Origin of the sequence: Sphaerisporangium viridialbum (assembly GCF_049674955.1) — a bacterium.
GTDB lineage: Bacteria > Actinomycetota > Actinomycetes > Streptosporangiales > Streptosporangiaceae > Sphaerisporangium > Sphaerisporangium viridialbum.
In genome coordinates, this window is record NZ_CP187232.1 from 9,833,604 (window position 1) to 9,854,627 (window position 21,024).

Annotated in this window: 21 protein-coding genes; 15 read left to right on the top strand and 6 right to left on the bottom strand. The window is 65.2% G+C overall.

The annotated features are described in order from the left end of the window. Window positions 1-43: 43 nt before the first annotated feature. A complete protein-coding gene (locus tag ACOZ38_RS44340; protein WP_424536794.1) occupies window positions 44-1,159 on the top strand; it encodes a helix-turn-helix domain-containing protein in 1,116 nt (371 codons plus the stop codon). 218 nt (window positions 1,160-1,377) lie between these two features. Here ACOZ38_RS44340 and ACOZ38_RS44345 read toward each other — a convergent pair whose 3' ends face one another. Next, window positions 1,378-1,587: an HAD hydrolase-like protein gene (locus ACOZ38_RS44345; RefSeq protein WP_424537205.1), complete on the bottom strand. Its 210-nt coding sequence runs from the start codon at window positions 1,585-1,587 to the stop codon at window positions 1,378-1,380. Window positions 1,588-1,793: 206 nt separating this feature from the next. Between ACOZ38_RS44345 and ACOZ38_RS44350 the strand changes: the two genes are divergently transcribed. Continuing rightward, entirely contained in the window at window positions 1,794-5,279 is a 3,486-nt protein-coding gene (locus ACOZ38_RS44350) for a tetratricopeptide repeat protein (protein ID WP_424536795.1), read from the top strand. 88 nt (window positions 5,280-5,367) lie between these two features. On the opposite strand, the gene ACOZ38_RS44355 is transcribed toward ACOZ38_RS44350, so the two are convergent. Continuing rightward, on the bottom strand, window positions 5,368-5,709 hold the full coding sequence (locus tag ACOZ38_RS44355; RefSeq protein WP_424536796.1) for a phosphoribosyl-ATP pyrophosphohydrolase: 342 nt from the start codon (window positions 5,707-5,709) through the stop codon (window positions 5,368-5,370). Between the two features lie 30 nt (window positions 5,710-5,739). Here ACOZ38_RS44355 and ACOZ38_RS44360 point away from each other — a divergent pair, with 30 nt between their 5' ends. Further along, entirely contained in the window at window positions 5,740-6,756 is a 1,017-nt protein-coding gene (locus tag ACOZ38_RS44360) for an HNH endonuclease (protein WP_424536797.1), read from the top strand. A gap of 328 nt (window positions 6,757-7,084) precedes the next feature. Further along, entirely contained in the window at window positions 7,085-8,149 is a 1,065-nt protein-coding gene (locus ACOZ38_RS44365) for a hypothetical protein (protein ID WP_424536798.1), read from the top strand. A 338-nt stretch (window positions 8,150-8,487) separates the two neighbouring features. Here the strand turns inward: ACOZ38_RS44365 and ACOZ38_RS44370 are convergent, their stop codons facing one another. Next, the gene (locus tag ACOZ38_RS44370) at window positions 8,488-8,847 is read right to left on the bottom strand and encodes an endonuclease domain-containing protein (protein ID WP_424536799.1); all 360 of its coding nucleotides are present in this window, start codon (window positions 8,845-8,847) and stop codon (window positions 8,488-8,490) included. A 645-nt stretch (window positions 8,848-9,492) separates the two neighbouring features. Between ACOZ38_RS44370 and ACOZ38_RS44375 the strand changes: the two genes are divergently transcribed. Together ACOZ38_RS44375 and ACOZ38_RS44380 are read left to right on the top strand one after the other, a co-directional pair. Next, a complete protein-coding gene (locus ACOZ38_RS44375) occupies window positions 9,493-9,654 on the top strand; it encodes a hypothetical protein (protein WP_424536800.1) in 162 nt (53 codons plus the stop codon). 450 nt (window positions 9,655-10,104) lie between these two features. Beyond that, window positions 10,105-10,944 carry a hypothetical protein gene (locus ACOZ38_RS44380; RefSeq protein ID WP_424536801.1) on the top strand — a complete coding sequence of 280 codons (840 nt, stop codon included), beginning with the start codon at window positions 10,105-10,107 and terminating at the stop codon, window positions 10,942-10,944. A gap of 622 nt (window positions 10,945-11,566) precedes the next feature. Here ACOZ38_RS44380 and ACOZ38_RS44385 read toward each other — a convergent pair. The 3 genes from ACOZ38_RS44385 to ACOZ38_RS44395 form a co-directional block, all read right to left on the bottom strand. Continuing rightward, window positions 11,567-12,259, bottom strand: a complete 693-nt coding sequence (locus tag ACOZ38_RS44385; RefSeq protein ID WP_424536802.1) for a hypothetical protein — start codon at window positions 12,257-12,259, stop codon at window positions 11,567-11,569. Between the two features lie 63 nt (window positions 12,260-12,322). Next, window positions 12,323-12,619: a hypothetical protein gene (locus ACOZ38_RS44390; protein ID WP_424536803.1), complete on the bottom strand. Its 297-nt coding sequence runs from the start codon at window positions 12,617-12,619 to the stop codon at window positions 12,323-12,325. A 222-nt stretch (window positions 12,620-12,841) separates the two neighbouring features. Beyond that, the gene (locus ACOZ38_RS44395; protein ID WP_424536804.1) at window positions 12,842-13,249 is read right to left on the bottom strand and encodes an ATP-binding protein; all 408 of its coding nucleotides are present in this window, start codon (window positions 13,247-13,249) and stop codon (window positions 12,842-12,844) included. A 186-nt stretch (window positions 13,250-13,435) separates the two neighbouring features. Between ACOZ38_RS44395 and ACOZ38_RS44400 the strand changes: the two genes are divergently transcribed. The 9 genes from ACOZ38_RS44400 to ACOZ38_RS44440 all read left to right on the top strand — a co-directional run bounded on the left by ACOZ38_RS44400 (window position 13,436) and on the right by ACOZ38_RS44440 (window position 21,006). Beyond that, on the top strand, window positions 13,436-13,744 hold the full coding sequence (locus tag ACOZ38_RS44400; RefSeq protein ID WP_424536805.1) for a putative quinol monooxygenase: 309 nt from the start codon (window positions 13,436-13,438) through the stop codon (window positions 13,742-13,744). Further along, a complete protein-coding gene (locus tag ACOZ38_RS44405; RefSeq protein WP_424536806.1) occupies window positions 13,741-14,943 on the top strand; it encodes a helix-turn-helix domain-containing protein in 1,203 nt (400 codons plus the stop codon). Before ACOZ38_RS44400 ends, ACOZ38_RS44405 begins: the two co-directional genes overlap by 4 nt. Before the next feature lie 341 nt (window positions 14,944-15,284). Further along, window positions 15,285-15,632 (top strand): hypothetical protein, encoded by a 348-nt coding sequence (locus ACOZ38_RS44410; RefSeq protein WP_424536807.1) that lies wholly within the window; start codon window positions 15,285-15,287, stop codon window positions 15,630-15,632. Next, window positions 15,625-17,007, top strand: coding sequence for an FtsK/SpoIIIE domain-containing protein (locus ACOZ38_RS44415; protein WP_424536808.1), 1,383 nt, complete (start codon window positions 15,625-15,627; stop codon window positions 17,005-17,007). The genes ACOZ38_RS44410 and ACOZ38_RS44415 overlap by 8 nt, the downstream gene beginning before the upstream one ends. A 6-nt stretch (window positions 17,008-17,013) precedes the next feature. Further along, window positions 17,014-17,649, top strand: coding sequence for a DUF2637 domain-containing protein (locus ACOZ38_RS44420; protein ID WP_424536809.1), 636 nt, complete (start codon window positions 17,014-17,016; stop codon window positions 17,647-17,649). A gap of 13 nt (window positions 17,650-17,662) precedes the next feature. Then, entirely contained in the window at window positions 17,663-17,968 is a 306-nt protein-coding gene (locus tag ACOZ38_RS44425; protein ID WP_424536810.1) for a hypothetical protein, read from the top strand. Between the two features lie 235 nt (window positions 17,969-18,203). Next, window positions 18,204-19,598 carry a replication initiator gene (locus tag ACOZ38_RS44430; RefSeq protein ID WP_424536811.1) on the top strand — a complete coding sequence of 465 codons (1,395 nt, stop codon included), beginning with the start codon at window positions 18,204-18,206 and terminating at the stop codon, window positions 19,596-19,598. Continuing rightward, the gene (locus tag ACOZ38_RS44435; RefSeq protein WP_424536812.1) at window positions 19,580-19,765 is read left to right on the top strand and encodes a helix-turn-helix domain-containing protein; all 186 of its coding nucleotides are present in this window, start codon (window positions 19,580-19,582) and stop codon (window positions 19,763-19,765) included. Before ACOZ38_RS44430 ends, ACOZ38_RS44435 begins: the two co-directional genes overlap by 19 nt. Then, window positions 19,762-21,006 carry a tyrosine-type recombinase/integrase gene (locus ACOZ38_RS44440; RefSeq protein WP_424536813.1) on the top strand — a complete coding sequence of 415 codons (1,245 nt, stop codon included), beginning with the start codon at window positions 19,762-19,764 and terminating at the stop codon, window positions 21,004-21,006. The genes ACOZ38_RS44435 and ACOZ38_RS44440 overlap by 4 nt, the downstream gene beginning before the upstream one ends. The last annotated feature ends 18 nt before the right edge of the window (window positions 21,007-21,024 follow it).

Sequence of the window (21,024 nt, forward strand, 5' to 3'; positions counted from 1 at the left end):
CGCTCATCCGGCGGACATGGACTGGCACGGGAGACCGAGCGACGTGAACGACCCGCAACTGGATCCCGGTGACATCGCGGCCTTGTTCGACCGGACCCGACTGCGGATGGCGCGCGAGCTCCGGGGGCTTACTCAAGTGCAACTGGCCCGGGAAGTCGGCTCAGTCACTTCCGCATCGGTGAGCCAGTTTGAGAACGGACACACCAGACCGGCGACGTCCACCCTGCGTCGACTTTCGGTCGCGCTGCGCGTACCGCTGTCCTTCTTCGCCGCCCCAGCGCGCCCGCCCGCGCAGGAGCAAGTCAACGGATTCTTTCGAAGCCTTCGGTCCACCTCTCCGCGAGACCGTCAACAGGCATTGGCCTACGTGCACCTGGCACGCGAACTCGCTCTCGAACTCGAAAAATTCGTCGCCTTGCCCGACCTCAACCTGCCGCGCATCGCCAGCAGTGAAGGGCAACCCCTCCAGCCTGTTGATATCGAACAGGCGGCAGCCCAGGTGCGCAGCCACTGGAGTGTTCCCGATGGCCCGATCGAAAATATGGTAAGGCTACTTGAAAAGAACGGAATAGTCGTTGTTCGTTTCCGTGTCAGCATTGAGAAAGTTGACGCATTCTGTGTCGACTTCCCTGACAGGCCTGTCGTTGCACTCGGTGCCGACAAAGGCTTGCGTGACCGATCACGCTTCGATGCGGCCCACGAACTAGGCCATCTAGTCCTGCACGGCTCCGCTGGTCAAGTTGGTGACAAAGTAACCGAAAATCAGGCCAACGAATTTGCTGCCGCGTTCCTTATGCCAGCCGAAGACATCAAAGCGGAGCTACCCGCTCGACTCGACTGGCCTACGCTCCTCCATCTCAAGGCAAAATGGCACGTCTCGATTGCCGCCCTCCTGGTCAGGGCAAAGACACTTGGCGTTATGAGTGAGCATACCTACGCGCAGGCGTGGAAAGCCTTGTCGGTGCGAGGGTGGCGCAAGGTAGAGCCGGGCAACTTGGGAAACCCCGAAGCTCCGGTCCTCCTGCAACGCGCGCTGCAACTCATGGAAACGACCGGGCTGTCATTCCATGATTTCATCGGTCGCTCGGGACTTCCCGAAGCTGACGTCCGAAGCCTGCTCAACCGGGACTTTGACGAACGCCCTCGCGTAGAATTCTGAGACACCTGATCCGCGGCACACGGTAATCGTCGTTTGTTCCGGAGTGCCCGGCTCAGCCTCACCAAAGAGCGCAGTGATCGCGCGCGTGGTCGAACGCCGACCTTCCGCTTTTCAGGCGGAACAACCACCCTGCTCCCCTACCAGAGACCGAGGTCAGAGGGTGGTGCACGGCCGCTGCGGGACGCCCCTGGTGCCCGACGTTGCTGTCACCGCTGCTGTCATCGCGAGCCGTCGCCCTCCTTCCTCTCCTGCAAGAGCTCAATGGCTTGAAGTACGTCCGTGACCACGTGGTCGGCCTGGTGGTCGACACCGGGCCAGGTGCCCCGGTCGATCCAGATAGTCCGAAGGCCCGCGGCGCGTCCGCCGGCTGTGTCAGCGGTGAGGTTGTTACCGATTGCCCAACCCCCCTGGCGAGGGTCATGCCGCAGCGCTTGCCGCGATCTCGAACAGGGACGGCGGGCTTGCGGATGCCCTCAACTCCCGACAGCGCGTAGGCGTCTACGGCCTCGGCCAGCCTTCGTCGTCTCACGGGAAATCTCGCGCTTCAGCGCCCAATGTTTGCTAGCTTCTGCGAACTTCTGCCGACAAATCACTGTCTCGCGTATACAACGGGTGAGGAGCTACTGGAGGGAACGTGCTGGCGCTGGTCGAGGAATGTATTACGGCTGGGCGTTTAGACCAGGCCCTGCGCCTGCTCGGCGACCCAGCCGACGACCGCGAGGCGCTACGTCTGCGGGCGGTGACCTTGCTGAAGATGGGGCGTGTCCAGGAGAGTGAACGCGTCTTCGACGCCTACCTGGCGCAATGCCCGCCCGAGGAACTTCGCGACCGAAGCCTGGAAGTGGCCCGGGCATTCGGTGACGCTTCGGAGAACGCCCGCGCCGCCCGCCACGCCGCCCGGGCGCTGGAGGCCGATCCGTGTCATCCGGAGGCGCGTGAGCGGCATGCCGCATATCTGACCTCGGCCGGCCGGCCGAGCGAAGCGCTGCGGGAGGCTCGGAAGGCGGTCGGGCACTGCCCGGACAGCGCCCGGCTCTGGCTGTTGCTGGCCGGCCAGGCCACCGATGCCCATCTGTCCGGCGACGCGCTCCAGGCGGCACGCATCGGTCTCCTCCGTAAACCGGACGATTCCGATCTGAAGATGATGTGCGGTGTCGCCCTTCTCGAACTGCTGCGGCTCCCCGAGGCCGGGAAGGTCTTCGCGTCGCTGCCGCCGGACAGGTCGCGGGAGGTGGCCGATGCGTACATCGCCCGCGACCACCACGGGCTCGCGCTGCCCTACCTCGACCGAGCACTCCAGGCCGGCCCGCCGGACATCGAGGCGATCCTGGACCGGCTCGCCTGCCTGCGCGCCCTTGGGAGGCACGAAGAGGCCGAGGCATGGCGGGCGGACAGCGGCTTTCCGCCGGAAGCTCGGGTGGCGGATTTGGCCGCCCGGGGACACCCAGCGGACGCCGAGCGGGCGGCGGACGCGGCCGACGAGCCGATCACCTCAAAGACCTACTTGGACATCGCGGAAGCCTACCGGCGACGTGGCCGCGAGGCCGATGCCCTGCGTGTGACCGAACAGGCCTTGCAGATTCGTCGCGATGACGCGGTGCTGCTGAGGTCGCGAGCGTTGTCGCTGGTCCGTCTCGGCCGTCCGGCCGAGGCGCGGGGCGTCCTGGAACGGCTCCACCAGGCGTCCGAGTCCATAGAAGCGGCGCAGCTGTACGCGGTGGCGGGCCTGGTGGACGAGGCGGTCCAGCACTACAGGGCGGCGATCGCGGAGAACCCCTGGGACCCAGACGTGCGGCGTGCCCTGGTCGGGCTCCTCATCGATCACCGGCGCTACCCGGAAGCGCTGAGGGAAGTCAGGGCGGCGATCAGGCGCAGGCCGGGTGACTCAGGGATGTGGGACCTCAGCCGAGAGGTGCATCTTGCCCGAGGCTGGCGGCGCCGCGCCCTGCGGGCCGCCCGCCGCGCTGCCGCCCTTGAACCCGGCCATATCGAGGTCCACAGGGACCACCTCACACTGCTGATCGAGCTCGGCAGGTGGCGCCGTGCCGAGGCGGTCGCGCGGACGGTGGCGGCGCGTTACGTGGACGGAGCCGACCTGCTCTGCGACGTGGCCGAGGCGCTCGACGGTCGGCGCGCGGACGACACCGCTTTACGACTCCTGGACGAGGCGGCCCGGCATAACCCCTCGTCGATGCGCCCAATGGCAGCGCGGGCGAAAGTGCTGCTTGCCCTGCACGCTTTCGCCGAGGCGGAGCGGATCGTCGAAGAGCTGGTCTCGCGGTGCGGCGGTGGAGGCGACGCCCTGCTCGCGGCCGCTCAGCTGTTGTCGGACATGGACCGCGATGAACGGGCTGCTGCCTACGCGGCGAGGGTCCTCACGCGTGTCCCTGACCACGTCGAGGCGTACGCGGCCCGCACCCGCTATCTCTACTACGCCGACCTGGATGACCAGGCTCGGAGCACGGCGCGGGAAGCGGTCACCCGGCTGCCCGGAAACCTCGCGCTTTGGGAGCAGCTGATCCGCTACGGCCCGGCGACCGAGGCGATGCAGACCGCCGAAGAAGTACTCGCCCTGTTCCCGCCGGAGCGGCACGCAGAGATACTCCCTCAGCTGGCGGACGCGGTGGAGTCGAGCGGGGCCGCGGAGGCGGCGCTGGCCCTGCGCCGACGGGTCTTGGACCAGGAACCGGGCGACCCCGCTGCGATCGTGGCACAGGCCTCCCAGTTGGAGACGCTCGGCTGCACGGTCGAGGCCGTACGGTTGCTTACCGCGGCGACCGGCGACGACGCGTCAGACCGGCTTGCCCGCCTCTATGAGGATCACCACTTCTACGCGCTGGCCCGCCTGGCGGAGGGCCGACACGCCGGGGCGAGGAGCATGGAGGGCACGTGGCTGCGCAGAAGGGGATGGCTCAGCGGCGGCCCGATACGGTGGCTGCGCCGGCGCATCCTGGCCTTCGACCAAAGCGTCATGGGCACCTGGCAAAGCTGGCACTTCAACCTGCGGGTGCTGGACTCCCTCGAGATCCCCCAAGACGGCCGCATGCTGGCGGTCCGTGCCGAGATCGAGGCGTACCACCTGCGCTGGGCGCGAGCCGAGCACTTGCTGAGCACGGTCAAGGACCCCGGGCGGCGGATCGCGGCCGTGCTCGGAGCCCTCGCCGCAGGCGTGGCCGCCGTGCGGATGAATCTCGCCCTGCCGGGAGCAGCGGTCACAGTCGCCCTGGTCACCACGACGTTGCTCGCCGTGATCGCGACCGGCTACAGGGTGACGTTCCTGAAGGGCGCCATGATCGCGAGTGGCTGCGCAGCAGCCAGCATGGCGCTGTCGAGGGCAGGCCTCGGCGCGGCCGCGGCGACCGCCGGCGTCATCCTGCTGGGTCAGTCGTCCGCCTACGCCGCGCGCGGCGCGTTCGTGTGGCTCCACGGGCGGCTGGGGAGCGTGCCGATCAAGATGATCCGCCGGAGCAACGGCCGGGCGGCCGTCCTCGACCGGCTCTTCGACCTGATCCTGCGGCTGGAGCGGGCGGGTGCCGGAAGCTCTCTCGCCGAGCGGCGCTATGACACCTGGCTGCTTGAACAGGCCGCCCAGGGCATCGAGCGAGACCTTCCCCAGCAGCTCAGAGCGTCGGACGCCGGGATGGACCTATGGCTGGCCGAGCGGGCCGCCGCGGCCGCGCGCGCCCTCCGCCGGCTCAAACGGCAGATCCTCACATCCGGGCCGGACGATCTGGGACTCGTGCGTGCCGAGCTGCGCCGCTGCGCCGGAGCCATCGTCCGCGGCGAACTGTCCCACCTGCGCCAGGCGAAAGCCGAGGCGACACTCGCCAAACCGGGGTGGCGTGGCCGTGTCCTGCCCGTCACCCGAGCGGTCGCCGTCATGGGCCTACCGGTCCTCGGCGTGATCGCGTTTCAGCCGCTGCTCGGGCTGGACGCCGAAACCTACCGGTCGGCCTTCCTGGCCAGCCTCGTCTGGGCGTTGCTGTACCTGCTCCTCGTCCTCGACCCCGCGCTACGCGACAAGATCGAGACCGCACGCAGCCTGCTGTCCTCAGCGTCGACCCCTCCCAAGCCGGATGCCACGAGCGAGCCGAAGGCCCGCTCCCAGCCCACGGACTGAACAGCGCCCCTTATGGCCTCTATTTCCGTCTCTTGGCCAAGGCCTCGTGGTGGATCATCGCTACTCCACCACCATGGCCAGGCGCGATTCATCCAGCTGACGTCACATCGTCAAGCCACAGTCGGCGGTTGAAGCCGCCCCGCTTGGCCCGTTTGTGGCGTGCCGCTTCCTGGACCTGCTCGTCGGAGAATCCGAGTGTTGTGGCGAGGGATGTCAGCACCTCGTAGATGTCAGCCAGTTCCCCTAGGCGATCATCGGGCTCGGCTTGGCGCAGCTCTTCGGCCTCTTCGGCGAGCTTGGCTGTCAGAGCGGAGACCAAATCCGACTCGTCAAGGACGCGCACCTTGGCCTTCCGGCCGTCGGCTTCGATAATCTCCGGGATCCGATCACGGACCAGCTTGCCGTAGATGATCGTCTGTTCCTGGCTCAAAATGTCGCCCTCCTGACCGATACTGCCCTCGTGGATTACCAACGCGGCGTGGTCACCGGTGAGAGCGTATGGCGTGCCATCGTGTTGTACGGCGCCAACTCGGCCACCTACAAGTTCGCCTTCGGCGCGACACTGCTGGAAATCGCCGCCACCGGCCGTAACCGCGTCACACTCGAGGAGCTAGCGCCGCGGTACGCGGAACTGCTCTGCCAGGCCCTTCAGCGCCAACCCCGGCAGGGCATCGCGGCCCGCAGCAAGTTCCTGGACGCCTGCCGCGCGTTCAACGCCGGCGAACTCGACCGTGACGCGCTGCACCGGCGAACCGTCCAGCTCGGCTTCAACAACGTCATCGACGCGTTCCCCCAGCTCGGTGGCGGCCAGGCACCGGTGCGCTACTACGAAGACCAGCGCAAGAACTCCGCTGCTCCAGGCCTGGTGCTGCACGAGGAACTACTCGAACTCGCCGGATCTGTACACGCCCAGGACCTGGATGCCGAAACCGCTGCCCGTTGGCGGCTGGTGGAGACGGCGTGGGCGACCGGCATTTCCGATGCCGTACTCGCCCCCTCGCTGGTCTACGACCCTGACACCCAACACCTGGTGCTCCAGACCAAGCAGCGCCGCAAGAGCATTACCGGAGTCGTCGCCGCCCTCAGCGGATATCAAGACGGCCGCTGCGCCTACTGCAACCAGGTCATGGCGCAGGAAATGAGAACCGGGCCCGTCGTCGAGCACGTCCTGCCTTGGAAGCTGCTCACCCGCCGTTGGAACGGCCCCGATGTCGACGCCATCTGGAACCTGGTTCTGTCATGCAAGCCTTGCAATCAGGCGAAGCTGGATCGAGCACCACACGAAACCTGGATGCCATGGCTCGAACAGCGCAACAACGACCTCATCGAATCGCGTCATCCGCTGCGCGAAGTACTCATGGCCCAGACCGGAGAAACTGCGGCCGTCCGACACGCCACCCTCAAGCTCGCCTACCAAAGGGCGACAGAACTACTGCCGGCTATTTGGACACCACCCGCGGGCGTCCACATCACATGACGCCCCTGCCCGCACCACAGGCCAGGGGATGCCACACCTCACGATTCGGTCTACCGGTCGCCCTCGGGCAACCAGTACTTGTAGCCGACGATGCCAGTCGAGTCCGGTCAAGCGACCAGGGGTGGAAGATCGACGCCTTGCCCCCACTCACGGTGATCCCACCGTGGTCATCGCGGGCCACGGTGCATGGAGGTTGTTCGCAGGACCTACGAGAAGTGCCTCGTAGGCCACTACGAGATTGCCACGCGCCGGATCGATCACATATTGGGTGGCATTCACCACATAAATCAGGAGCATGCCACGGGGCTTGATCCGTAACATCAGCCCTGTGGACATGCCCTCGCTCGCCAAGGAGTACGTCAAGGCGGTACGCCACGACGTCGTCGAAGAAGCCGACAAGATTCTTGCTGACGCAGCGAAGCACGTCATCATCGTTGTGGGTAAGTTCGCCACCTCACTGCCTGGTGGCAAGGGCTCAACTTTCCGGCTGCAGCCACAGGATCAGAGCCATCTGTGCGACAGCGCCGACGAAGCGGCGAACGCGGCACGCATGGAGATCCTTGAGAGCGGCCATGAGGCTGCCCTGATGGCTCTCGCAAATACCGTCGAACACACGAGGGCCCTTCGACTCGACCTGAGGCGCAGCGCGGGACACGACTGGACCTTCGTGACCCTTGCGCGGGCGGCTCTTGAAGGCGCTGCCGTCTGCGCCTACCTGCTCGACGTCGGCATCCCGCCACAGCAGCGCCTCACTCGCATGGCGGCCATCTATCTCCGAGGAATGCTTGAATCTGCTCGATACGATCAATCATTCGGGCAACTGATAGGGGCTATGTCCCTAGGAGAAGATCCTCCGCAGGACATGTTGGACCGTCAGCAGCAAGCCGTAAGCACGCTGGCCGATAGGGCAAGTCGTGCAGTGGATTCGGCGATCTCTCGGTATGAGACCGCAGGAATGAGTGTTAACGCAGCACGCTCAGCTGTCGTGCTCGACGGACATGTCTCTCCTGTTCGAGTCCGTACAACGCGACTTGTAGCGGACCTCATGGCCAAGTTCGGTGGAGGGATCCACTATCAGATTCCATCGGGAATCGCGCACAGCCAGCCCTGGGCAATTGCTGATTCGTGGTACGCCGGCGCGAGGCCCCGAGGGCTGATCGACCCCGTCACCACTACGGCGATGGCGCTCGCAGCCCTCATCGACCGGATAGCCAAGTACTACGAGGAGGAGGAGCCAATCGGGTACCTGGTGGCGTCCGTCGTCAACTTCGTTCTCAGAGTCGATGCGTGGGAAACTGCCATGGCCGAGTGGGAAGGCAACAACTACTCAGGCTCACTTCCCGGGTGGGAAAGCATTGGGAAAGACCAACCGGAGACGGCTGATCAGAGCTGAACACAGTCGGACGACGAAACATGATCGAATATATGTAGAGACCCTGGTCATCGTGGTGATGACGAGGGGCCCCTATCTGTGCGATCGGGAAGACTCGAACCCCTGGCCTTCTGATCCGTAGGGAGAGGCAGTCACTTGGTTGAACACTCGCCGTCCCGCTCAAGCGGTAGATAGGTCTGGCGAGGTGTGCTTGTGTGCGGTGGTGTTGCTGTACGGGCTGCTGTACGGGTCCTTGTGGCGCCTCACGCGCCGACGAAAATTTGCCGCAATCTCTCAAGTTCGCGATACTGCGGAATCAAGCTGTATCGAGCATCCGGGTCGTCAGATTTGGACGAGGTTCACACCTTGCTGTTAAGACTCCGACGGACAATTTCTGCTGGCCAGGTTGCACGCCCTAGATATTCGTTGACTCGCTCAATTGTCTTCAGGTGTTCAGGAAGCTTCTCGTACCATGAGAGGCCGCGCGCATTACATGACTCACACAGAAGTCCGCGCACACATTTTCCGCAAATTGGATCGTCCTTGGTTTTCCTTTCACAACATCCACTCCAATGATCGAGGTGGAGCCAGTCGACATCTTCATTTTCCTTCGGGTTGCCGTATGGGCGTAAACAAATATAACATTTAAAGCCTTGCAACTCGAAGAGTGCGCGGATGAATGCAAGAGTGAGATTGCTTGCGGCGGCTTTCTTCCGCATGCTGCGGCATAGTTTGCAGCCAGATTGGGGGCAATTATCCTTCTTGCTCCATCCGAAGTCGGACAGAGGTAGCTCCTTTTCGCAATGCCCGCACCAATGCAGTCCTCTTGCATTCAATTGACGGGCCCGGCTCCTACTGAGCTTCAACCGGAGAGACTTTAGGACTTCACCTCGATAGTGTTGCCCCGCGTGACCGTGACATAACCCAGCTTTCACCATAGGCTTATCGCACTCGTCGAACGTGCAGATCTTTCCCTTGTTTGATGTGCGCAACGGCTTAAGAGGTTTGCCATTGTAGTCTTGTGCGTAGTGCCCCTGACATAATCCGTAACTATATTCAGGCTTCTCGCATTCGGGAAACGAACAGATAGACCCCTGCTCGATTTTCGCCTTAAGGTCAGACAGTGGACGGCCTGCTAGTTGTTGATTGTAGTGGCCTTTACATAGGCCGCGCGCCCTGATTCTATTCTCACAAGAAGGATATGAGCAGATTCCGTCAGTGCTAGCATATTTCTTAATCGGCGTTAATGGGCGGTTGTTTAAATACTGAAGATAATGCGTGCGGCACAGACTACGCATTTCATTGCTGATCGGATTGATGCAACCCGCGAAGCTGCATGTAGCGTCATCCATTGGAGTCGTCCAGTGTTCGAGGAGCTGGCGTCAATGGCCACGTGGAAAATCAGCATCATCTTAGAGCGCCGAGAGGAAGATGGCATCGTCCTTCGGATATCGCTTGAAGAGATCTTGTTGCTGTTGGACTCTAGCTACGTCTACGATGCGATGGCCTCATTCCGAGCCTACTGAGGTTGTCGTTGGAAGCTCTCGCTCCTCCTGGCGACCTTCAGCGTTCGCCCTCTTGCTTGGCCGCAGCTCGCTGCGCATCGATCCTCCCGAGCTTCGGACGTACCTTGCGTTCGTCGGCACTCGGCCCTTAAGTTCGTCGGCACCCGGCTTCGCAGGATCAGGCTTGGCCGGCTCACGCCGCTTTTTGAACTTCCCCATACCTGTCGTCGTGAAGTAACCATAGGTCCGTGACGAGACATCGTCAGAGGCTTGTGACGCGCCGGTGAGCACGGTTGAACTGGCTGGTCACCCGTTACTCCAATGTATGGACGTGCCCTCCGGCTCCCATGGATGGAGGTCGCGAGATCCCACACCACACACCTCCGGCCCGGTCGAGTTACGGCCCCTTGATGGCGTCACCGATTCTCGCATGTGATAATAACCGGCAAATCATCACAAGGAGGACGATTCTTGGCGGATCTTGCATTTATTGAAGTGGATGCACTCCTGTTCGCCACAGCCAAAAGCGCACCGGATAACGTCGTAGGGCTCATATACTCCGTTCGGACATTACTGCGCTCTGCAAGGCCTGCACGGCGATGGAACTATGGCAATGACGTCAGAGGCAAGCTAGAAGAACTATCCGAGAATGTCGCAGACGCCAAGAGCCATGAAGCCATAAATGACTGTATCGCATGCCTTGAAGGAGCAATGGATGCTACAACTCTCCAAAGGAAATGGGGAACCAGATACCTCAGGATCGACGATGAACACACCTTCGAGGTTAAGATCTTCGGAGGTGGATCAAGGCTTAGCGAGGAAGACAAACAACGCCTCTTGGAACACCTCAACGCGCAAGAGCCGCTTCAGATCATAATCCGTGGACATCTGTGGGTCGAGCTCATGATCAACGACGTGTTACAGGAAGTTCTTCCCCGGCCTGAGCACCTACAGAAAGCGCGATTGTCCTTTAGTCAGCGTATCCATCTTGCTGCGGCAATGCAGCTGATCTCCAGCGAGGACCTTCCCTCGATGCTGAAACTGAATAGGATACGGAACACCGCTGCACACGAGCTGAATTCGACCATCGACGCCGTAGCAGTGCAGGAACTTATTTCGACTCTGAGCCCGAAAATGCGCTTCATTGCGTTCAATGGACGTCCCGTCGACGAATTCCCTAGCGACCTACGCACGATCATCGCCACTATGGTCGTTATGCTCGACGGAGTTCGAGATGGGCTGGTCGCCTCGCGTCGCGCTTCGCTCTTCTGGCACGAAGAGGCAAAAAGAGTACTTGGACGCACTGATTAGAGTTAGTTCAAAGGCGTGTTGCGCGCTCTTGATAGCGGTCAGCTAGATGGGAACAAATCGAAGGGGGTACGCGCCGACCCCAGACCGACAACATCCGTGTAGCGGGCGCTTCGAATACACGTAAAGATACTTAGGGCAAAGTGCAAGCCCGTTGCACAGCCGCACACCCTACGGGGCCTATTCTGACGCGCCAGCGACGTACGCACGTCAGCCCAGGTTGCGCGGTGGGCCGGGGCGAGGAACGAGCTCCGGACCTTCGATCGCCCTCACTCCGTGTGATGACCCGCCACGGCGCGATCGCAACCTGTATCAGTGCGATGGCCCACCCCTAGCTCAGCGAGATCCGGCAGCTGGTCAGCATGACGAGACAAGTGGAGCTACTCTCACCGTCCCACTGGCTGTTTCTGTCGGCCCTCGGGAGCGCCGGGCGGTGCGTGTCCGGACCGGCCGGAGAGCCGCAGCCGGGCACGCGGCCGTCCGGCGCGCCCGGCGGGCCGCGCAGCGGGCCGCCTTTAAAGACGTAGAGAAAGTACTCATCCGTAGCCCGTGGCCCTTCGATGATCTTGAAGCGATTGGATGGCGTCCCTGCCGACTCTGCGAGTCGTCTGGTTAGCCTGTTCGGTCAGAGTCCAAGGCCGAGCAGTCGTGCACGGAGCTCTTCGGCTCGGTGCTGTGACTCGGTGTAGAGGGCAGTGAACTCCTTTCCGGTCGGGAACAGCTTGGCCTCTCCCTCGTAGGTGGCGAGGAGTGTGCCGTCGCTCTCCCACCAGTTGTCGGCGAGTCCTTCGACCTCGAGGACGGAGGTCAGCCCCGGGATGGCCTGGAGGAGGTTCTGCATTTGACGGGCTTCATCGCCCCTCCAGACCCTGATCTGGTGCATGGTCTGAGCGACGTCGGCGAGGGCCGATGCCTCGATCCATCCGGTTACGGAGGAGTGGAGGGGTACCCAGTCCTCGTACAGCACGCCGAAGCAGCCCTGCAGGTCGACGCATAACCAGTGGGCGACCGAGTAGTGATCGGTGCCGGCGCTGAAGCACGGTCCCACGCCTTCGATGTCGTCTGGGTCGTCTCCGTACATGACGGCCAGACCGCCGTCATAGAGCGGGATGGCCAGTTCGGGAAGGGCGAGGCCGCCCCATCGCGCGTGGTAGTCCACCATCTTGTCCACCAGCGGCCCGGTTCTACCGTGTCTCCGCCAATGGTCGCGGAGCTGTTCACCGGTCGGCACGTTCTCGCGCCGGCCTTTCTCGCGAACGAACCGCTGTGCTCGGGGCGACAGCACGGAGGAGTCGTCAAGGATGTGCGGAATCGACACACTTGATGATCTCAGCTGTCGGCCATGCTGACGGTCCAGCTCGTCCGGCTTCGCGGCGCTATTTCAGGAGCCGTCGTTGGTGAGGGTGTTCCCTGGGTGGGGTGTGCCGATGTAGATGAGGGCGACTTCGAGTTCGCCGATGCGGCGCCGGCCTAAGCCCCAGATGTCGTTCAGGCTGTGGGTGTGCCAGAGGGTGATGACGTCCGCGACCGTGCGGGGCGGGGAGAAGGAGGCGCCGTAGGCGTGGGTGAGGGTGTTGTGGGTGATGGTCGACAGGACGGTCCTGAGGCAGTCGACCGGGCAGGCCGGCGTTATGGCGTCAGTGTCGCGGGCTGTCGGGGCTGTGTGGTGGTGGGTCATCGGCGGCGGTGGGGGCACGGGGTCATCGGCGGGGTTGGGGCCTTGGGGGACGTGGGTGGTTTTGGGTGTGGGTGACGCGGGCGGCGAGTTGTTGAGGGGTGTCCGCGGTGAAGAGGGTTTTGCGGCCTCGCAGGGCGACCCACTGGTGGGCGAAGGGGTCGTAGAGGAACGCCCATCGAGGGAAGCGGGTCCGCAGCTCGCGTAGGGCGCCCTGTATGTCGGTCACCGACTCGGCGGAGGTAGTTCCGCCCAGATGGTTCGGCCGGTGTGGTCGCCTTTGATGCCCCAGGCGGTGGCGAGGGCGGCTATGAGGGGGAGTCCTCGTCCGCCTTCGGTGCTGGTGCAGGTGCGGGGGCCGAAGGTGGTGGGACCGCCTTGGTCGGTGATTTCCAGGTAGGCGGTGCCGTCCTCCCGGACGGTGATGGTGGCAATGAAGGTGCCGCCGGGGGCGCCGGTGCGGGTGTAGGCGATGGCATTGGTGGCCAGCTCGCTGGCGATCAGTTCGGCGTCGGGATGGTCGGGCAACCATGTGCGAGCGAAGCGGCGGGCTTCGCGCACCTGATCCTTGCTCCCGGGGAATGTGTGGCTCCGCGTGGCCTCGTCTTCGCTTGGGCGTTGTCGCGGGATCATGTCGGCTCACCTCAAGATCATGCAGGTCAGAGGCCAGACGGCCCTCCTATCGGTACTTAAAATACGGGTGTAGGATTTGCAGTACAAGCGACTTCGGGTACTTGCGTCGCACAATAAGTGCTGGTCCCGTAGACAAGTACCGGTCGCCCGCGGCCCACGGCGGGCCTGCGATCAAGGAGGGTGCGCGTGTTTGGTCTAGTTGTCCGGTTCACCTGCAAGGACGAGGCGAGCGCCGAGGCGTTCGATCAGCTCGTCGCCGAGACGATCAAAAAGATCCGCGACAGGGAGCCGGGGACGCTGGTGTACGCCTCGCACCGGGTCGACGGCCAGCCGCTCCTGCGGATCTTCTACGAGCTGTACCGTGACCGGGCGGCCTTCGACGCCCACGAGGAGCAGACCCACACCAAGCACTTCCTGGGCGCTCGGGGCGAGTTGCTGTCCTCGGTCGAGGTCGACTGGTTGCAGCTGCAGAGCGGTAAGGGAACAGACGGGTGAGCATCGAGTATCAGCGCGCTCTTGGCCGGCGCATCGCCCAGGAGCGCAAACGACGTGGCCTGTCTCAACCCGAGCTGGCCCGGCTGATCGACAGGTCGGTGGCCTGGGTCTCGCAGGTAGAGCGCGGGGTGCGCAAGGTCGACCGCATGTCGGTGCTGGAGAAGCTGGCCGAAGCGCTGGACGTCCCGCTGTCGGAGCTGGCCGCCGAAGCGCCGGTGGTCGCCGCGGCCGCCGAGGAGATCCCCGGGACGGCCGGCCTTCGGCTGGTGCTGTCCGGGGCGCACTCGCTGCGGGCGATGCTGCACGCGGCGCCCGTCCCGCCTACCGAGCAGATCAGGACCCGCGTCGATCACGCGTGGGAGCTGACGCACGCCAGCCGGTACCTGGAGCTGACCGACCTGCTGCAAGGGCTGGTTCCGGCGCTGGAAAGCGCGGTCCGCTCAGCCGAGGAAGAGCGGCGTGCCGAGCTGTTCACGCTGCTGGCGGTGACCTATCAGGCGTGTTCGGCCGCGCTGGCCAAGCTGGCCGAGCCAGAGGCGGCGTGGATTGCCGCGGATCGGGCGATCGTGGCGGCCGAGCGGGCGGGTGATCCGCTGCTGATGGCGGCCGGGGCCTACCGGCTGGGGTTCGTGTTCCTTGGGGCACGGCACTTCGACCAGGTGGAGGAGACCGCACGTACGGCGGCTGAGGCGTTGTGGTTCCTGGCCGAGGAAGGCAAGCCAGAGGCGATGTCGTTGTGGGGTGGGCTTACCCTGCAACGCGCCGTGGCGGCCTCCCGGCTGAACGAGGCCGACACCGCCTACGCACACCTCGCCCGCGCTCGGGAGATCGCCGAGCGGCTGGACGAGGGACGCAACGACTACAACACCGAGTTCGGCCCCGCCAACGTCGCCCTGTACGAGGTCGCGGTGGCCGTCGAGCTGGGCGACGCCGGCCACGCTCTGCGCGTCGGGGCCACGGTGGACACCTCGCCGCTGTCCAGCGAGCGCCGCGCCCGGCTGCATGTCGATCTGGCCCGCGCGCACGCCCAGCGCCGCCAGGTGGACGAGGCGGTGGCGGCGCTGCTGGAGGCCGAGTCCATCACTCCTGAGCAGATCCGCAACCACCGGATCGCCCAGCAGCTCGTGTCGGACCTGCTCACCATGCAAGACCCGCCCTCCTCTGACCTGCGAGAACTCGCCGATCGGGTGGGCGCGTAAGAAAAGTACGTGGCCACGCACTAAAAGTACTAGCCAATACTCGCAGTACCGAGTAGCGTTTGTGTTGACGCTGAGACTCTCCGTAATCAAGGGAGGTGACAGCCCAGCACAGACGCTTCTCGCGTTTCAGGGACAGTTAGTGACAGACACCAGCCCGACCGCTGCAACGACAGCGGGAAACAGGCCACACATGAAAGTGGCCTGAGCGGGAGACCCGCCCAGGCCCGGATGCGATCAGCACCCTAGTTGGCGCTTCGATGCTATCGCCTCCGGTGCTGACGGCGCGTGTTCTCCCTCGTCCATCACCCCTGCTCAGCAGGCAGACGAGAGGTCTATTCAGCATGCGCAACATTCCCATTCCCGTCGACGTCGCCCGGCTCCAGTTCATCTGCGTCAAGGCCCCGTGCCCGCGCATCGTGAACAAGGAGACCGGCGAGCTCAAGACCGACAAGACCAGCGGCCAGACGGTGTACGAGGTGCTGTTCTCGGTCGAGGACACCTTCGGCAAGATCGAGCTGGTCAAGGTCAGCATCGTGGGCGAGCCGCCCATCTCCCCCGGCGACGAGGTCACCCCGGTCGGACTGATCGGCTACGTCTGGGAGCTGTCCGGCCGCTGGGGCATCTCCTACCGCGCCTCCGCCCTCCTCCCCGCCAACGCCAGCGCTCCGGCAGAGGTGCGCGGTGCCTGACACGCTGCTCATCGCGCTCGGAGTCCTGGTCACCTTGGTGGCCGGGCTCCGGGCCTGGCACCGCCGGCACCACCGCTCGTTCTGGCTGTGCCTGGTCTATCCGCTGGCGGCGCTCAGCATCCGCGCGAGCTGGCGCAAGGTCGCCCTGGGCTGCGGCCTGACCAAGAAGCGGCAGCGCTTCTGGTTCACCACCGTCCAGGGCCTGGTCTCCTCCACCGGCACCGTCCGCGTCAAGCGGCGCTTCCAACGGGTCGCCGTGGACACCAAGCCGTGGATGTGGCTGCCCCTGCCAACCCGGTACGGCTGGCGCGTCACGGTGCGGCTGCTGGAGGGGCAGATCCCAGCCGACTACGCCGAGGTTGCCGAACGGCTGGCGCACTCCTGGGGCGTCCATGCCGTCCGCGTCTCCTCCCCCCGGCGCGGGCGCGTCGTCCTGGCGGCCACGACCCGAGACCCGCTGACCCAGGTCGACCAGCTACCGCCGTCCCGGGAACTGCTCAAGGTGGTCGTCGGGCGCCTGGAGACGGGCGGCCCTTGGGTGATCGACTTCCGGACGGTCCCGCACTGGATCAACGCCGGAGCCACCCAATCTGGCAAGTCCAACCTGGCCAACGCCTTAATCGTCGGACTCGCGCCACAGCCGGTGGCACTGGTCGGGTTCGATCTCAAGGGCGGGGTTGAGTTCACGCCCTACTCCGCGCGCTTGTCCGCGCTGGCCACCACCCGCGCCGAGTCGGTCAGCCTCCTGGGCGACCTGGTGACGCTCATGCTCGACCGGATGATCGTCTGTCGCAGGGCGGGAGCCCGCAACATCTGGCAGCTTCCAGATGCCGTGCGGCCGACTCCCGTCGTGGCCCTGGTCGATGAGCTGGCCGAGCTGTACTTGATGGCTGACAAGTCCGAGAAGGACGAGATCGCCAAGGCCTCCACAGCGTTGCTGCGGGTGGGGCAGCTCGGTCGCGCGTTCGGGATCTACCTGTTCTGCTGCGGCCAGCGCATCGGCTCTGACCTCGGCCCCGGCGTCACGGCGCTGCGTGCCCAGTGTTCGGGGCGCATCTGCCACCGCGTCAACGACCCCGAGACCGCCACCATGACCCTCGGCGACCTCGACCCCGCAGCCCTGGTCTCCGCCCGCGCCATCGCCGCCGAGACACCCGGCGTCGCGATCGTCGCATCCCAGGACGGCGAGTGGTACCGGGCCCGATCCTTCTACGTCCCGGAAGACAAGGCCGAGTACGCGGCTCGTACCTTCGCGCACCTCGCGCCGGCTTGGACCGAGCTGATGGCTGGCGAAGGCTGCGCGGAAGTGACCGACGCCGACCTCGCCGAGCTGTTCGACACCGACCCCGCCGTCCTGGAAACCCCGAAGGGCTGAGTCATCGTGCGACGCCTCACTTCCTGGCTGCTGGACTCCGGTCCCGTCCTCGTCCTGGCGCTCATCGCCGGTGCCGGCTCTTTCACCCACATCCGGGAAACGGCAATAGAGCACGGACAGACGGGGCCGATGGCCTGGGCAGTGGCGGTGTGCGTCGACCTGACCTGCGTCATGGCCGCCCGGGAACGGCAACGCGACAAGAGGACCGGACACGAGCGGAACGGCCGGCTCTCCTGGCCGACCCTCGTCCTGGTGGCCGGGATCCTCCTGTCCCTGGCCGCCAACCTCGCCCAAGCCGAACCGTCCCCATGGGGGTGGATCACCGCCGCCACCCCGGCAGGGGCGTTCCTGATCGCCGTCTCCATGCTGGAACGCCGCGCCTCCCGTTCCGAGCCGTCCCCGGCTCCGGCTTCCACGTCGGAAACCGTCCCCGAACCGGCCGCTACGCCACTGCCCGCCCCGACCGAACGCGACGGCCCGGCCACAGAGCTCCTCGCCTACGCCCGACGCGTGGCCGAGGAATACCAGACCACGCATGACAGGCCGATCAACCACGACACCCTGCGTGCCCGTCTGGGCGTATCCCACCAACTGGCCTCCGACCTGCTGCGCCACCTGCGCACCGCACCGGACGCCCTCTGAAAGGAGAACAGCCATGGGTACCGACACCGCACGCCGTACCGCCTTCATCGCCGGACTACGAGACCTGGCCGCTTTTATCGAGGCCAACCCCGCCATCCCCGTCCCGACCGACCCGGCGATCATCACCTACTACCCCGCCCAGGCCACCGACGCCGCCCTGCGCGCCGAGGTCGACCGGATCGCCACCCTGTTCGGCACCCACGTCGACCGACGCGTCTTGCCGCACGGCCTGTACGCCACCGCCCGCCGCTTCGGCCCGGTCCACTACGAGGCGACAGCCATCCTCTCCAACACCACCGAGCCGCCCCATGAACTCTGACCCACCCGACGACCAGGAGACGCCGGCTGAGATACCGCCTCAGCGAGGGCGGTGCTGCGACTGCGGCGGCACCGGACTCGACAGCCTTGGCATCACCTGCCAGCTCTGCGACGGCCTCGGCTTCTGCTGACCAGCCGTTAGCGCCCCCGGCGTGACCACACATCCGCCAAGACGTCCGTCACGTCGGGGGCCATCCCACACCGAACCAACACGACCCGGAAGGGACACGCCCATCATGCCCAACGCCACCAGCTCAAATGCAGTGAACGAGATCATCACTCGCCTCCACGACCCCGGCTACGACCGCTGGGCCGCACAGATCAAGGCCACCGGTGGATGCCGACAACCCATCCACCTACGCGGCCACGTCCTGCACGTCGACCGCGCCACCGGCGCCCTACTCCACCGCTACTCCACCACCAGCGAACCGGACGGCGTCCTGCGGGTGCCGTGCAAAACCCGCCGGTCCTCCCGCTGCCCCGCCTGCGCCGAGACCTACCGCGCCGACACCTACCAGCTCATCCGCGCGGGCCTGGCCGGCGGCAAGGGCGTCCCCGACACCGTCAGCACCCACCCCTGCCTGTTCGTCACCCTCACCGCCCCCTCCTTCGGCACCGTCCACACCCGACGCGAGCGCGACGGCAAGCTGCTGCCCTGCCACCCCCGACGCGACGCGAAGACCTGCCCGCACGGACGACTCATGTCCTGCACCGCCCGGCACGGCGCCGACGAAGACTGCCTGGGCGAGCCACTGTGCCCGGACTGCTACGACTACAGCGGCTCGGTCTTCTTCAACGCCCTGGCTCCCGAACTGTGGCGCCGCTTCACCCTCGCGCTCCGCCGTCACGTCGCCAAGCTCACCGGACACAGCCTCAAGGCCCTGCGCGAAGAATTGACCATCGCCTTCGCCAAGGTCGCCGAATACCAGCGCCGCGGCGTCGTCCACTTCCACGCCATCATCCGCCTCGACGGCCCGGAGGGACCTGACTGTCCGCCTCCTGCCTGGGCGACCGCTGACGTGCTCGCCCAAGCCGTCCAGCACGCCCACCAGGCCGTCACCGTCAAAGCCCCTGCCATCGACGGCAAGCCGTCCCCGGTGCTGCGCTGGGGGACGCAGCTCGACATCCGGCCCATCACCCTCGGCGGTGACCTCACCGATCAGGCCGTGGCCGGCTACATCGCCAAGTACGCGACCAAGGCCGCCGAATGCGTCGGCACGCTCGACCGCCGCATCAACCCCACCGAAGACCTCAACGCCCTTCCGATCCGCGAGCACCCTCGACGGCTCATCTCCGAATGCTTCCGCGTGGGCGCCATGGAAGAACTCGGCGACCTCCGGCTCGCCGAATGGGCCCACATGCTCGGCTTCCGCGGCCACTTCTCCACCAAGTCCCGCCACTACTCCACAACCTTCGGCAAGATCCGCGCCGAACGCGTCGACCACCAACGCCAAGAAGCCATCTCCACCGGGCGGCTGCCCCTCTTCGAAGAGGACACCGTCCTCGTCATCGCCCATTGGGCCTACGCCGGAAAGGGCCTGTCCGTCGCCGACGCCGTCCTCGCCGCAGCCCTGACAGGAAGCGCCCCTTCAACCGACGAGGAGGTGAGCACATGGCCAAGCTCCTGCTGACCGTGCCCGAGGCAGCAGAGGCGTTGTCGATCTCGCGCGCCAAGCTGTACCACCTCATGAGCAACGGCGAGATCCCCTACCTGCACATCGACCGTTCCCGTCGCATTCCGGCATCTGCCCTTGAGAACTACGTCGCCGCGCTGCTGGAGAAGGAGAGGGCGGCGTGACCAAGACCCTCGTCTCCACTCCGAACCCGGACCCCAACCAGGACCGGACAAGCAAGAAGACCACCGCCAAGCTTCGCGACGGCGTCATGAAGCGCGGCAAGACCTGGTCCTACGTCATCAGGGTCACAGACCCGGAGACCGGCGTCAGCAAGCCCAAGTGGGTCGGTGGCTTCGCCACTGAAGACGACGCCAAAGCCGCTCGTGACGAGGCCCGCGTGTCAGCTCGGCGGGGTGAGTACGTCGATCGCAACGCCGTCACGGTCGGCGCGTACCTTGACGAGTGGATCGAGGCCCACGCGGTCGAGATCAAGCCCAAGACCCTCAAGGACTACCGCGACATCATCAACCGGTACGTCAAGCCGCACATCGGTGGCCTGCGGCTTCAAGCGGTGCGGTCGGTGACCGTGACGAAGCTCTATCGAGACCTCATGGCCGGCGGCGGGAAGAACGGGCGGGCGCTCTCGTCCCGGACAATCGATTACGTTCACGCGGTGCTGCGGAAGGCCTTCCACGACGCCGTTACGGTGGATCAGCTGCTGGCCTCAAGCCCGGTCGATCGGGCTAAGCGCCCCCGACGCGAGGTGCGCGAACCCGGAACCGTCTGGACCACTGAACAGCTCAAGACGTTCCTGACCGCCATGCGGCAACATCGGTTGTTCGCCTTCTTCCACATCGCCGCCTACACCGGGGCACGTCGCGGGGAACTGCTGAATCTGCGCTGGTCTGATGTCGACCTGGACGGCAGGCAGCTCACAATCAAGGGGTCGGCGGCGTTCATCGACGGTGAGCGAATCGAGGGCACCACCAAGAGCGGGCGCAAGCGCATCGTCAGCCTGGACGACGGGACCGTGCAGGTGCTCCGGGAGCAGCGCCGACGGCAGGCCGCCGACAAGCTCGCCGTCGGAGAGGAGTGGCGAGGGACCGACGACTACGTGTTCACCACTGGATGGGGCGAGCCGGTCCACCCGGACACCGTCAGTTCGCTGATCGCGACGGTGATCAAGCGGTACAACAACCCGGCGCAAGGAGCCAAGCCCAAGGAGCCGCTGCCGCATGCGCGGCTGCATGACCTTCGGCACATCCACGCGACGACCCTGCTGCTGGCCGGCGTCCCGGTGCATGTGGTCGCCGCTCGGCTGGGGCATGCGGATCCATCGATCACGCTTCGGGTGTACGCGCACGTGATCCGGGCCGCGGAAGCCTCGGCTGCTGATGTCTTCGCTGAGGCGGTTGGGGAGTAGGTGGGAGCCACCGGGTGG